This window comes from Pseudorhodoplanes sp., assembly GCF_035565855.1.
In the GTDB taxonomy this organism is placed as follows: Bacteria; Pseudomonadota; Alphaproteobacteria; order Rhizobiales; family Xanthobacteraceae; genus Pseudorhodoplanes.
The window spans coordinates 1-12408 of record NZ_DATMRX010000147.1; the positions used below are offsets into that span (position 1 = coordinate 1).

At 64.5% G+C, this 12408-nt stretch carries 14 protein-coding genes; 9 read left to right on the plus strand and 5 right to left on the minus strand.

Annotation, left to right across the window (positions count from 1 at the left end):
• Positions 1-496: amidohydrolase family protein (locus VN004_RS08255; RefSeq protein ID WP_325608834.1), on the minus strand; the 496-nt coding region annotated here is incomplete at its 3' end.
• Between the two features lie 63 nt (positions 497-559).
• Complete coding sequence (locus tag VN004_RS08260; protein ID WP_325608836.1) at positions 560-1186, minus strand: MarC family protein; 627 nt, start codon at positions 1184-1186, stop codon at positions 560-562.
• 185 nt (positions 1187-1371) lie between these two features.
• Here VN004_RS08260 and gyrA point away from each other — a divergent pair, with 185 nt between their 5' ends.
• Positions 1372-4134, plus strand: coding sequence for a DNA gyrase subunit A (gyrA, locus tag VN004_RS08265; RefSeq protein WP_325608838.1), 2763 nt, complete (start codon positions 1372-1374; stop codon positions 4132-4134).
• A 105-nt stretch (positions 4135-4239) separates the two neighbouring features.
• Positions 4240-4842, plus strand: coding sequence for a DUF4337 domain-containing protein (locus VN004_RS08270; RefSeq protein ID WP_325608840.1), 603 nt, complete (start codon positions 4240-4242; stop codon positions 4840-4842).
• 16 nt (positions 4843-4858) lie between these two features.
• Here VN004_RS08270 and VN004_RS08275 read toward each other — a convergent pair whose 3' ends face one another.
• Complete coding sequence (locus tag VN004_RS08275) at positions 4859-5290, minus strand: hypothetical protein (RefSeq protein ID WP_325608842.1); 432 nt, start codon at positions 5288-5290, stop codon at positions 4859-4861.
• A gap of 184 nt (positions 5291-5474) precedes the next feature.
• Here VN004_RS08275 and coaD point away from each other — a divergent pair, with 184 nt between their 5' ends.
• From coaD to VN004_RS08310, 7 genes are all read left to right on the plus strand, one after another.
• The gene (gene coaD / locus VN004_RS08280) at positions 5475-5972 is read left to right on the plus strand and encodes a pantetheine-phosphate adenylyltransferase (protein ID WP_325608844.1); all 498 of its coding nucleotides are present in this window, start codon (positions 5475-5477) and stop codon (positions 5970-5972) included.
• A 25-nt stretch (positions 5973-5997) separates the two neighbouring features.
• A complete protein-coding gene (locus VN004_RS08285) occupies positions 5998-6546 on the plus strand; it encodes a peptidylprolyl isomerase (protein WP_325608846.1) in 549 nt (182 codons plus the stop codon).
• A 10-nt stretch (positions 6547-6556) separates the two neighbouring features.
• On the plus strand, positions 6557-7012 hold the full coding sequence (locus tag VN004_RS08290; protein WP_325608849.1) for a peptidylprolyl isomerase: 456 nt from the start codon (positions 6557-6559) through the stop codon (positions 7010-7012).
• A gap of 172 nt (positions 7013-7184) precedes the next feature.
• Positions 7185-8264, plus strand: coding sequence for a tRNA preQ1(34) S-adenosylmethionine ribosyltransferase-isomerase QueA (gene queA / locus VN004_RS08295; RefSeq protein WP_325608851.1), 1080 nt, complete (start codon positions 7185-7187; stop codon positions 8262-8264).
• Entirely contained in the window at positions 8261-9394 is a 1134-nt protein-coding gene (tgt, locus tag VN004_RS08300; RefSeq protein ID WP_325608853.1) for a tRNA guanosine(34) transglycosylase Tgt, read from the plus strand. Before queA ends, tgt begins: the two co-directional genes overlap by 4 nt.
• 105 nt (positions 9395-9499) lie before the next feature.
• A complete protein-coding gene (locus VN004_RS08305) occupies positions 9500-10501 on the plus strand; it encodes a tripartite tricarboxylate transporter substrate binding protein (RefSeq protein ID WP_325608855.1) in 1002 nt (333 codons plus the stop codon).
• Positions 10501-11349, plus strand: coding sequence for an amidohydrolase family protein (locus VN004_RS08310; RefSeq protein ID WP_325608856.1), 849 nt, complete (start codon positions 10501-10503; stop codon positions 11347-11349). Before VN004_RS08305 ends, VN004_RS08310 begins: the two co-directional genes overlap by 1 nt.
• A 275-nt stretch (positions 11350-11624) precedes the next feature.
• On the opposite strand, the gene VN004_RS08315 is transcribed toward VN004_RS08310, so the two are convergent.
• Complete coding sequence (locus VN004_RS08315; protein ID WP_325608857.1) at positions 11625-11822, minus strand: hypothetical protein; 198 nt, start codon at positions 11820-11822, stop codon at positions 11625-11627.
• Positions 11823-12171: 349 nt separating this feature from the next.
• Positions 12172-12381, minus strand: a complete 210-nt coding sequence (locus tag VN004_RS08320) for a hypothetical protein (protein ID WP_325608858.1) — start codon at positions 12379-12381, stop codon at positions 12172-12174.
• Positions 12382-12408 lie beyond the last annotated feature (27 nt).

The window sequence follows — 12408 nt, forward strand, 5'->3', positions numbered from 1 at the left end:
TCGGTCCCTGCGGGTTGTTCTTTGCATAGGCGCGGATGGCTTCGATCGCCTCCGCGAGGGTGGGCACCTGAAGATCGATGCCTGAGGTGAGAAAGGCGCCGAGGAAGGGGTGCGTGTGGCCCTCGACGAAGCCCGGCATCAAGAGCTTTCCGGCAAGATCGATGACCTTGGTATTCGGCCCGGCGAGTGCCATCGCGCCGGCTTCGTCGCCGACATGGACAATCCGATTGCCTCTGACCGCCACGCCCTTCGCCCATAACGAGGGGCCCGCCACGGTGTAGATCGGGCCATTGCGGAACACGTAATCGGCTGGACCCGTGCCGGCGCTCGCCTCCTGTGCGGACACTTCAGTGGCCTGGAAGACCGGAGCGCCGGTCAAGGCCGCTGCGGTCATCGCCGCGCCGCCTTTCAGCACACTGCGCCGCGTTGGCCTGCCGCCGGTTCCGGCCTTGCCGAACGCGGCGAAATAGGGCGACCAGTCACACGCCATGCACATCGATGCTCTCCCAAGTCTTTTGGAGAGTGAATGCGCGGGCTTTTCCGGTCCGTTAACGGCGGCCTAGTTCCACACCGCGCGCACGCCATCGATGACGAACTGCACCGCGAGGGCGGCGAGGATCACGCCGAGCAGCCGCTCCATCACGATATTGCCGGTGACGCCGAGCAGCTTTGTGATGCGCGGGCCGATCATGAAAGCGATCAGACAGGCCGTCATCACGACAGCGATCATGGCGATCAGCTCGCCGAGCAGGAGCGGGTCGCCATAGGTGCGGCCGGCGAGCAGGATCACCGCGGTGATCGCGCCGGGTCCGGCCATCAAGGGAATGGCGAGCGGGAAGGCGGCGATGTCGCGGGCGTGATCGTCCTCGACGGCGGATTCGGCGGTGTTGGATTCGCGCACGATGCGGACCCCAAACACCATTTCGGAGGCGATCGAGAAAAGGAGGAGCCCGCCCGCGATCCGGAAGGCCGGCAGGCCGATGCCGAGCTGGCGCAGCAGCCAGTCGCCGACCAGCGCCGCGCCGCACAGGATCAGGAATGCGATCAGGGCGGCGCGCAGCGCAACGGCCCGGCGGGTGGCGGCCGGCAACCGCGCGGTCAGCGACGTGAAAATCGGCACGAGACCCAGCGGGTCGACGACGACCAGAAGGGTGACCAGAGCCGAGATCAGGAACTCGCCATGCATTGTGGCAGCCTCGCCCGCGGGGGCAAAAAAGGCAATGCTGGGGCAGCTCTGAGCCACGCCTCGATTGCAGGCGTAATTTATTGATTTAGCTGCATAAAATTGGCTCGCCGCAGCGCGAAAAAGCTGGCGTTGGCCTGGTGAATCGGCTATGGCTCCGGCGATTTTGAGTTTCCCGGAAAACCCTTTTGGCTAATCCCGAAAACCCCGCCTCCGGAGGCGCGCTGCCGCCGGACATCCGCCCCGTGTCGATCACGGAGGAGATGAAGCGCTCGTATCTCGATTACGCCATGAGCGTGATCGTGTCGCGTGCGTTGCCGGATGCGCGCGACGGGCTCAAGCCGGTGCATCGGCGCATCCTCTATTCGATGCACGAACAGGGGCACACCCCCGACAAGAAATACGTCAAGTCGGCGCGCATCGTCGGCGACGTGATGGGTAAATATCACCCGCACGGCGACCAGGCGATCTACGACTCGCTGGTACGAATGGCGCAGGATTTCTCCATGCGCCTGATGCTGATCGACGGGCAGGGCAATTTCGGCTCGGTCGATGGCGATCCGCCCGCGGCCATGCGCTACACGGAATCGCGGCTCGCCAAGCCGGCGATGGCGCTCCTTGCCGACATCGACAGCGACACCGTCGACTTCCAGCCGAATTACGACGGCAACGAAAAAGAGCCGGTGGTCCTGCCGGCGCGCTTCCCCAATCTTCTGGTCAATGGCGCCGGCGGCATCGCGGTCGGCATGGCGACCAATATCCCGCCGCACAATCTCGGCGAGGTGATCGACGCCTGTATCGCGATGATCGACGATCCGGCGATCACCATCGCCGATCTGAATGCCATCGTGCCGGGTCCGGATTTCCCGACCGGAGGCGTGATCCTCGGCCGCGGCGGCATCCGCTCCGCCTACGAGACCGGGCGCGGCTCGATCGTGATGCGCGGCAAGGTCGAGATCGAGACCATCCGCAAGGAGCGCGAGGCGATTGTCGTCACCGAGATCCCGTATCAGGTGAACAAGGCGACCATGGTCGAGCGCATTGCCGAGCTGGTGCGCGAGAAGAAGATCGAGGGCGTCGCCGATCTGCGCGATGAGTCGAGCCGCGAAGGCTATCGCGTGGTGATCGAGCTCAAGCGAGAAGCCATTCCCGAGGTCGTGCTCAACCAGCTCTATCGCTACACGCCGCTGCAGACTTCGTTCGGCGCCAACATGGTCGCGCTGGAGGGCGGTCGTCCGCAGGTGATGAACCTGAAGGATCTCCTGCAATCCTTCATCGCGTTCCGCGAAGAGGTGGTGTCGCGGCGCACCAAGTTCCTGCTCAACAAGGCGCGCGACCGCGCGCATGTGTTGGTCGGCCTTGCCATCGCGGTCGCGAATATCGACGAGATCATCCGCCTGATCCGCGCATCGAAGGACGCGAACGAGGCGCGCGAAGCGCTCACCTCGCGCGACTGGCCGGCAAAGGATGTCGAGGCGATGATCACGCTGATCGACGATCCGCGGCATCGCATCAATGCAGACGGCACCTACCGGCTGTCCGACACCCAGGCACGCGCCATCCTCGATCTGCGCCTGCAGCGCCTGACAGCGCTCGGCGTCGAGGAGATCCAGGAGGAACTCGACAAGCTCGCGGCCGAGATCAGCGACTATCTCGAAATCCTGCGCTCGCGCGCCCGCATCCAGGCCATCGTCAAGGACGAACTCGCCAAGGTGAAGGCCGATTTCGCGACGCCGCGCCGCACCGAGATCGTCGAGCAGATGGACGAGGTGGAGGAGGAGGACCTCATCCATCGCGAGGACATGGTCGTCACCGTGTCCCATCAGGGCTACGTCAAGCGCGTGCCGCTCTCGACCTATCGGGCGCAGCGGCGCGGCGGCAAGGGCAGAGCGGGCATGCAGACCCGCGAGGAAGACTTCGTCGCGCGGCTGTTCGTCGCCTCGACGCACGCACCGGTGCTGTATTTCTCCTCGCTCGGTCGGGTCTACAAGCTCAAGGTCTGGAAGCTGCCGATCGCGGCGCCCCAGGCGCGCGGCAAGGCGATCATCAATATCCTGCCGCTGCAGCAGGGCGAGCGCATCACCACCATCATGCCGCTGCCCGAGGACGAGTCCACCTGGGACAAGCTCGACGTGATGTTCGCCACCACCAAGGGCACCGTCCGTCGCAACAAGCTGTCCGATTTCGCCGACGTGCGCCCGTCCGGCATCATCGCCATGAAGCTCGACGAGGGCGAAGGCATTGTCGACGTGCAGATCTGCACCGAGAAGGACGACGTGCTGCTGACCGCGGCCAATGGCCAGTGCATCCGCTTCGCGGTGCCCGACGTACGCGTATTCGCCGGCCGTTCGTCGATGGGCGTGCGCGGCATTTCGCTCGAGGAGGGCGACCGCGTCATCTCCATGTCCATTCTGCGCCATGTCGATGCGACGGCGGAGGAACGTGCGGCTTATCTCAAGCGCGCGAATGCCGTGCGGCGCGGCGACGAAGCGGACGCCGCGGACGGTGACGAGGAGGCGGATGCCGAGGAGGCCTCCGGCGACACCATCGAACTCGGCGAGCAGCGCTATGTCGAAATGTCGGCGCAGGAGCAGTTCGTTCTGACCATTTCCGAAAAGGGCATGGGCAAGCGCACCTCGTCGTACGAGTACCGGATCACCAATCGCGGCGGCAAAGGCATCGTCGCGATGGGCATCCTCGAGGGCAAGAAGGGCGCCAAGACCATCCGCAAGAAGACCGGCAAGCTGGTTGCCTCCTTCCCGGTGGAGGAAGCCGACCAGATCATGCTGGTCACCGATCGCGGTCAGTTGATCCGTACCCGCGTCGAGGGCATCCGGATCGTCAGCCGGTCGTCGCAAGGGGTGATCGTGTTCGACACCGCCGAGGACGAGCGGGTGGTCTCGGTCGAGCGGCTGTCCGAAGACGGCGACGACGTCTCCAACGGGTCGTAACGGTCCAGCGAGATCACACGGGCGCGCGAGCCCGCATCACCATTTCACTGCAACAGGTTCACGTCCGTGGCGCATGACGCGCCGCGGCAATCGGGGGTGACTGCAATGAAGGCCGACGAAGCTGCCGAGATGATGGATGCCGAGAAGACGCGCGACAGGTTCAAGCAACGCGCGGCCGTTGCGATCGCGTTCTTCGCCATGATCCTCGCCATCACCGGACTTGGCGGATCGAATGCCGGCAAGGAAGCCGTCAACAACAATGTGCTGGCGTCGAATTACTGGAATTTCTTCCAGGCGAAGAACATGCGTCAGACGAGCTTCGCGCTCGCGGCCGATCAGCTGGAATTGCGGCTCGCCCAGAACGATCCGGCTTTGTCACCCGAGGCGCAGGCCGAGCTGCGCAAGAAGGCGGAGGCCTATCGCAAGACCGTCGCCCGCTACGAATCCGAGCCCGAGACCCGTGAAGGCAAGAAGGAGCTGATCGCGCGGGCCAAGGAATACGAGGTCAAGCGCGATCACGCGCTCAAGCAGGACCCGTATTTCGATTATGCCGAGGCGCTGCTACAGATCGCGATCGTGCTGATCTCGGTCGCGATCGTCGCGGATGTCGTCTGGCTGAGTTTCATCGGCGGCATTCTCGGGATTCTCGGCGCCATGCTGACGCTCAACGGCTTTTACCTGTTTGTGGAATTGCCGTTCCTGAGCTGACGGAGCGGGCGACGCCCTAATAGTGCTGCGGCACGGTGCGGCGAATGAAGTCGCCGGCATCGAGGGTCAGCCGCGCCTCGTCATAGGACATCATCCAGCTCGATGGCGCGACGAGGTGCGAGAGCGGCACCGGCGAGGCGGCCTCGAGGAGCGCCTCCCGGCTCAGGCGAACGGGCGCCGGGCCGGATGCAGCCTTGATCTCCTCGGGACGCAACCTGTCGAGCGCGACGATGCGGACATTGATGGCGCGCCCCGCATTCCGGGTCTCGTCGCGCACGCACGCCCGGGCGTAATAGGGCCAGCTCCGCGGCTCGCATGCGGTCAGGTCCGCGAGGTCCGCTTTCTGCCCGGCCGCGGGCGCGCTTGCATTCACCAATTTCGGGATTGCCATCAATCCGGCCGCCGCAAGTGCGGCGGCGATGACCGCTGCATAGACGGGCCTGACCATCGTTCTATCCCCATCGCGTTACGTGTTGCGTTGCGAACTGATAAGCGCGAGGCCGCCGTCTGGTTCGACACCCCGATATTGTGAGCGAGTGCGGAACGCCGGCCGGTGCGCGACGTTGTCTTGCCCCCGCTCCCGAAGCGGGGATGCACTTGCCCGCGCGATAACACCGGGTTAGACGGGCAGCATGCCGCGCATCGCCCTCTACGCCGGTTCGTTCGACCCGGTGACCAACGGCCATCTCGACATCGTCCGCCAGGCGGCGCGGCTCGCCGACCGGCTGGTGCTGGCCATCGGCGTGCATCCCGGCAAGACCCCGATCTTCACCGCGCAGGAGCGCCTGGAGATGCTCGAAGAGGTCTGCCGGCCGGTAGGGCGCGAGACCGGCTGCGAGATCGGCTACCTGACCTTCGACGATCTCGTGGTGCGGGCGGCGCAGCGTGAAAGTGCGACGCTGCTGATCCGGGGCCTGCGCGACGGCACCGATTTCGACTACGAAATGCAGATGGCCGGGATGAACGGCGCGATGGTGCCGGAGGTCCAGACGGTCTTCCTCCCGGCGTCCCCTCTGGTGCGCCCGATCACCGCCACACTCGTGCGCCAGATCGCCAAAATGGGCGGCGACGTGACGCATTTCGTGCCCGGTCCGGTCGCCGCAAGGCTGAAGGCCAAGTTCAAGTCCTGACCCCTCGACACATCAGGGAGCGTTCATGATCCGCATCTTCGCCATGTTGCTGGCTGCGCTTGTCTTTGCCGCGCCGGCCCAGATTCAGCCCGCTCTTGCCCAGTCCGATCCGCAAAACACGCTGGTTCTGGAAACCACCAAGGGCCCGGTGGTGATCCGGCTGCGCGCCGACGTTGCGCCCCAGCACGCCGCGCGGCTCAAGCAGCTGGCCCGCGACGGCTTCTACGACAATGCGCCGTTCCACCGCGTGATCGCGGGCTTCATGGCGCAGACCGGCGACGGCGACCGCGGCGACGGGCGCGGCAAGTCGAAATATCCCGATTTGAAACAGGAATTCTCGCAGGTGCCGTTCCGGCGCGGCATCGTCGGCATGGCCCGCGGCGGACACAGCGTCGATTCCGCCAATTGCCAGTTCTTCATCACCTATGCGGACGCCCCTCATCTTAACGGACAATACACCGTGATCGGCGAGGTGGTGTCGGGCATGGACAATGTCGACAAGATCAAGAAGGGCGAGCCGGTCCAGAATCCCGACCGCATCGTGCGCGCCTTTGTGCTCGCGGACAAGAAATAGGAGAGATGAGATGGCCGATCCCGAGAATACGCTGAAGCTCGAAACAACGAAGGGCGATGTCCTCATCGAGATGCGGCCCGACCTCGCGCCCAACCATGTCGCGCGGATCAAGGAACTGGTGCGCGATGGCTTCTACGACGGCATCGTGTTCCATCGTGTGATCGATGGTTTCATGGCGCAGACCGGTTGTCCGCAGGGCACCGGCACCGGCGGCTCCGGCAAGAAGCTGAAGGCCGAGTTCAACAATGAGCCGCATGTGCGCGGGGTCGTCTCCATGGCGCGTGCGCAGAACCCCGATTCCGGCGACAGCCAGTTTTTCATCTGCTTCGACGACGCGACCTTCCTCGACCGGCAATACACGGTCTGGGGCAAGGTGATCGAAGGCATGGAAAACGTCGACAAGATCAAGCGCGGCGAACCGGTGCGCGATCCCGACAAGATCATCAAGGCGACCATGCTGGCGTAATGTCTAATCCCTCCCTGAAAGGGGAGGGTCGGCCGCCAAACGGGCCCGCGCGAAGCGCGGCCCGATGACAAAAGCTTCGGCGGTCGGGGTGGCGTCTTTTGACGATTGACCCCCACCCGGCGCACGTCGTGCGCTGACCTCCCCCCTTGCAGGGGGAGGTATAGGATGGCGAATGCTGACCTCTTTGTTCGATTTCGATCTTCCCCCGGAGCGCATTGCATTGCGCCCGGCGTCGCCGCGCGATTCCGCGCGGCTGATGGTGGTGCGGCCGGGCGCGACTCCCGAAACCGAAGACCGGATCGTGCGCGATCTGCCGGATCTCCTTCGCGCCGGCGATGCGCTTGTGGTCAACGACACCAAGGTCATTCCCGCCCGGCTGTTCGGGCGCCGGATCGGGCGCGGCGAGGAGCCGCGGATCGAGGCGACCTTGCACAAGCGTCTCGACGGCTCGCGATGGCTTGCCTTCGTCAAGCCGGCGAAGCGTCTCCAGGAAGGCGACATCGTTCGCTTCGGCGACGAAGGCAAGGTGTGCTTCCTTGGCCAGCTCGACGCCAGCGTCGAGCGCAAGGGTGAGGCGGGCGAGGTGACATTGTCCTTCGCCTTTCACGGCGCGGTGCTCGACCAGGCGATCGCCGAGCGCGGTGAGATGCCGCTGCCGCCCTACATCGCCGGCAAGCGCAAGGCTGACGACCGCGACGCGACGGATTACCAGACCATGTTCGCGCATGAGGAGGGCTCGGTCGCAGCGCCCACCGCGGCACTCCATTTCACCCCCGAGCTGGTGTCGCGGCTGCAGGCGGCCGGTGAGACGCTGCACAAGGTCACGCTGCATGTCGGAGCCGGCACCTTCCTGCCGGTGAAGGCCGACGATACCGCCGGACACAGGATGCATTCCGAATGGGGCGAGATCGACGAGGCGACCGCGTCGGCGCTCAATGCCGCGCGCGCGTCGGGCGGGCGCATCGTGCCGGTGGGCACCACGGCCTTGCGGCTTCTGGAGAGTGCAGCGGACGCTGAGGGGAGGGTGCAGCCCTTCCGCGGCGAGACCGACATCTTCATCACGCCGGGCTATCGCTTTCGCGCCGCCGACCTCCTGATGACCAATTTCCATCTGCCGCGGTCGACCCTGTTCATGCTGGTCGCAGCCTTTTCCGGGCTCGAGACGATGCAGCGCGCCTATGCGCAGGCGATCGCCACCGGCTATCGCTTCTATTCCTACGGCGACGCCTGCCTGTTACACCCCGCGCGATGACCAAGCCGTTCTCCTTCCATCTGATCGCCACCGACGGCGCCGCACGCGCGGGCGAGGTCGAGACCGCCCATGGCCGCATTGCGACACCGGCGTTCATGCCGGTCGGCACGCAGGCGACGGTGAAGGCGGTGACGGTCGACGATGTCGCGCGGACCGGCGCCGATATCCTCCTCGCGAACACCTATCATCTGATGCTGCGACCGGGTCCGGAGCGGGTCGCAGCGCTCGGCGGGCTGCATCGTTTCATGAACTGGCCCAAGCCGATCCTGACGGATTCCGGCGGCTTCCAGGTGATGTCGCTGTCGCAACTGCGCAAGATCGACGAACACGCCGTCACCTTCCGCTCCCATCTCGACGGCAACATGTACGAGCTATCGCCGGAGCGTGCGGTCGAAATTCAGCGGCTGCTCGGTTCGGATATCGCGATGCAGCTCGACGAATGCCTGCGCCTGCCGGCGACTCGCGACGAGATCGAACGCGCCATGCAATTGTCGCTGCGCTGGGCGGAGCGATCGAAGCGCGCCTTCGAGGGCGCAAAGCCGGGTTATGCGCTGTTCGGCATCGTACAGGGCGGTGACGATCCGGCGCTGCGCGTTGAGAGCGCGCGTGCGCTCGTCGGGATGGATTTTCAGGGCTACGCGATCGGCGGGCTTGCGGTCGGCGAACCGCAGGCGGTGATGCTGGCGATGATCGAGACCGTCGCGCCGGAATTGCCGGCGGATCGTCCGCGCTACCTGATGGGCGTCGGCACGCCCGACGATCTGATCGAAGGCGTGGCGCGTGGCATCGACATGTTCGATTGCGTCATGCCGACGCGCAACGGCCGTCACGGCCTCGCCTTTACACGGCATGGACCGGTCAATCTCAAGAATGCGCGCCATGCCGACGATCCGCGCCCGCTGGACGAACGCAGCGGCGATCCGGTGACGCGGACCTATTCGCGGGCCTATCTGCATCATCTCGTCAAGGCGAACGAGACGCTTGGCGCGATGCTGCTCACCCAGGTCAATCTCGCCTATTACCAGACGCTGATGCGCGGGGCGCGCGAGGCCATCGCGTCCGGGACGTTCCAGGCCTATCGCGACGCCACCAAGCGGGGCTGGGAGGCGGGCGACATCCCGCCGCGGTGAGCCTTGCCGATAGGTATGACCCGCAGGGATAGCGCCCGGGCGCTTTTCGACTTGAACTTGCGGCGCAAAGTCTGCTTTTTGACCGCTGATTGGAGGGACTTGCTCATGACTGAAAGACGCAATCTGGCGAGCCGTCGGTTCGTGACCATGCTTGGTTTTGCGGGACTGGCAGCGATGTCTCTTGCGCCGCTGCCGTCCCATGCGCAGGGCAAATATCCGGACAAGCCGGTCAAGCTCGTGCTGCCGTTCGGGGCGGGCGGCGTCGCCGACATCACGACGCGGCTCGTCGCCGAAAAGCTCAGCGAGAAACTTGGCCAGCGCTTCGTGGTCGAGAACAATCCCGGCGCCGGCGGCATCACCGCGGCCCGCGCCGTGCTGCAGTCTCCGGCCGACGGTTATACGCTCGCGGTGCTGAGCAACGGCACGGCGGTGAGTGTCGGCCTGTTCAAGAAACTGCCGTTCGATCCGCTCAAGGACTTCGCGCCGGTCTCGGCGATGGGCTATTTCGACCTGATCTTCGTCACCAATGCCAACGGTCCCTACAAGACGCTCGGCGATTTCGTGAAGGCGGCGAAGGAGAAGCCCGGTCAGCTCAATGTCGGCACGATTGCTGCCGGCTCAAGCCAGAATCTCGGCGCCGAATTGTTCAAGTCGGTCACCGGCCTCGATTTCGTCATCGTCCCGTTCAAGACCTCGGGCGACGTCCTGGTCGCGCTGGAACGCAACGACATCCAGATGGCGTCGGAATTCTACGCCGCTTTGCGCGGCAGCCTCGATGCGAAGAAATTCATTCCGGTCGCGGTCTCCGGCACGAAGCGGGGCGAATATCTGCCCGACGCTCCGACGGCGGCGGAAGCCGGCGTGCCGAAATTCGAAGTGACGTCCTGGAACGCGATCTTCGCCCCGGCCGGTACGCCGCCCGACGTGATCGCGACGCTGAACAAGGCGCTCAACGAGGTTCTGGCCGATCCCGAGGTCAAGAAGAAGGCGCTGGAGCTCGGCATCGACGCGCGCGGTTCGACCCCGGAGGACATCCAGGCACGGCTCAAGGATGACATTGTGAAGTGGACGCAGGTCATCGAGAAAGCCGGCATCGAGAAGCGTTGATGACGGGTATCGATTTTGCCAAGCGGCGGAAGCCTGCATTCAAGCTTCCGCCGAATGCCACCGACGCACATTGCCATGTGTTCGGGCCGGGCAACGTCTTTCCCTATGCGCCGAACCGTCGCTACACGCCGGAGGATGCGCCGAAGGAAACGCTGAAGGCGCTGCACGATCATCTCGGCATCAGCCGCGCGGTGATCGTTCAGGCGAGCTGCCACGGCAGCGACAATCGCGCGATGCTGGATGCGCTCGCCTGGCAGCCCGAACTTTATCGCGGGGTTGCGATCATCGACGAGAATACGCCGGGGACCGATATCCCGGTGATGCATCGGGCCGGTGTGCGCGGTGCGCGGTTCAATTTCGTCAAGCATCTCGGCGGCTCGCCGGACATGACGGTGTTCGCCAATGTCCTGCGCCGCATCAAGCCGATGGGCTGGCATGTGGTTCTGCATGTCGATGCGCCGGACATCATTCCGCTTTCGGACATGATGCGCGGGCTGACGCTGCCTTTCGTGATCGATCACATGGGCCGGGTGCCTGCGAAGGACGGCGTCGACCAGAAGCCGCTGGAAGCCTTGCTCGATCTCGCAAAGCTCGACCGCTGCTGGATCAAGGTGTCGGGCTCGGAGCGGATCGACATGCCGCCTTACGACAAGGCGATCCCAATCGCGCGCAAGATCGTCGAGGCTTCGCCCGACCGCGTCTTGTGGGGCACCGACTTCCCGCATCCGAATTCGACCCATGATGCGGACGAGGCCGATCTCGTCGATCTTCTTCCGCATATCGCGCCCACAGCCGAACTGCAGAAGAAGCTGCTCGTGGACAATCCGGCGAAGCTTTACGGCTACTAGGCGATTCCGGTCGAGGCGGGATCACGTCGCCCGTGCTTGTCATGCCCCGCGAAAGGCGGGGCATCCGGTACGCTCGTGAACAGGTGTGTTGACTGGATCGCCCGCTTTCGCGGGCGATAACCGACATAGAGTTGTTGCGATCGATCGCGGCGCGCTCCGTGTCGCTGTGCAGTTTGCGCTCCATCTGCATCGACCGCCCCATTGGGGAGCAAAAATGAAAAGGGCTCACCGCTTGAACGGTGAGCCCTTCGAATTTCTTTTTTTCGAGAGAGCTGTCAGATCTCGTACGGCAAGGCGAACGCCGTGCGGAATTCGTGGTCGCAAGAGTCGCAGGTCCAGATATTGCGAATTTTGCCCTCGCCAAGGAATTCGGTGGCCGCTGCTGCGAACAGCATGTCACCGCACGATGGGCAGGTCGGCCGACGAACAGCAGGGTAACCGACGCGGGCCGGATCGCCGGATGAAAGCCTCATTGACGGTCCTCCTCTCGTTACCCCTCCTCCCAACAGGCAAACTGTACCGGCGGTTCATGGCAACTTCGCGACCTACATTTTCAAAGCGCTGCCCGTTTCGCAGAAAATACAAATCAAGTCCTTGCGCCGGCGGAAGGGCAAGGCGCGCTTCTGGCAGCGGTCGTCAGGGTGCAGTGCAGCAGGAATGCACCTGCGGCAAGCGCATTACGTGCGAAGTGCAGAGGCAACCGCAGATTTCGAGAGAGGAGGGCGAGGGGATGCAAAGCGCCTTCAGGACGAACCCACGCGGACCAGTGCGACCATTACGGACGCGCTGAGGTCAAGCGCCCACTCCGGGGGAGGGATCGGCTCAGGCCTTCCCGCCCTGTTCGGCCAGGAGTTCGTCGCGCTCCTTCATCAGGCGGTCGAGTTCTTCGCTCTGCTGCGCGATCCGGTCGGATGCCAGCGCTTCATCGGCTGCGCCCGACCGCGCGGCCGCCTGTTCGATGAGCTGATTGAGGTTGTCCCGCACGATCGCGATGCGACGTTCGAGGTCCTCAAGCGATTGACTTTCAGACATGGTCTCGGCCCGCCACCCTGATGCCCC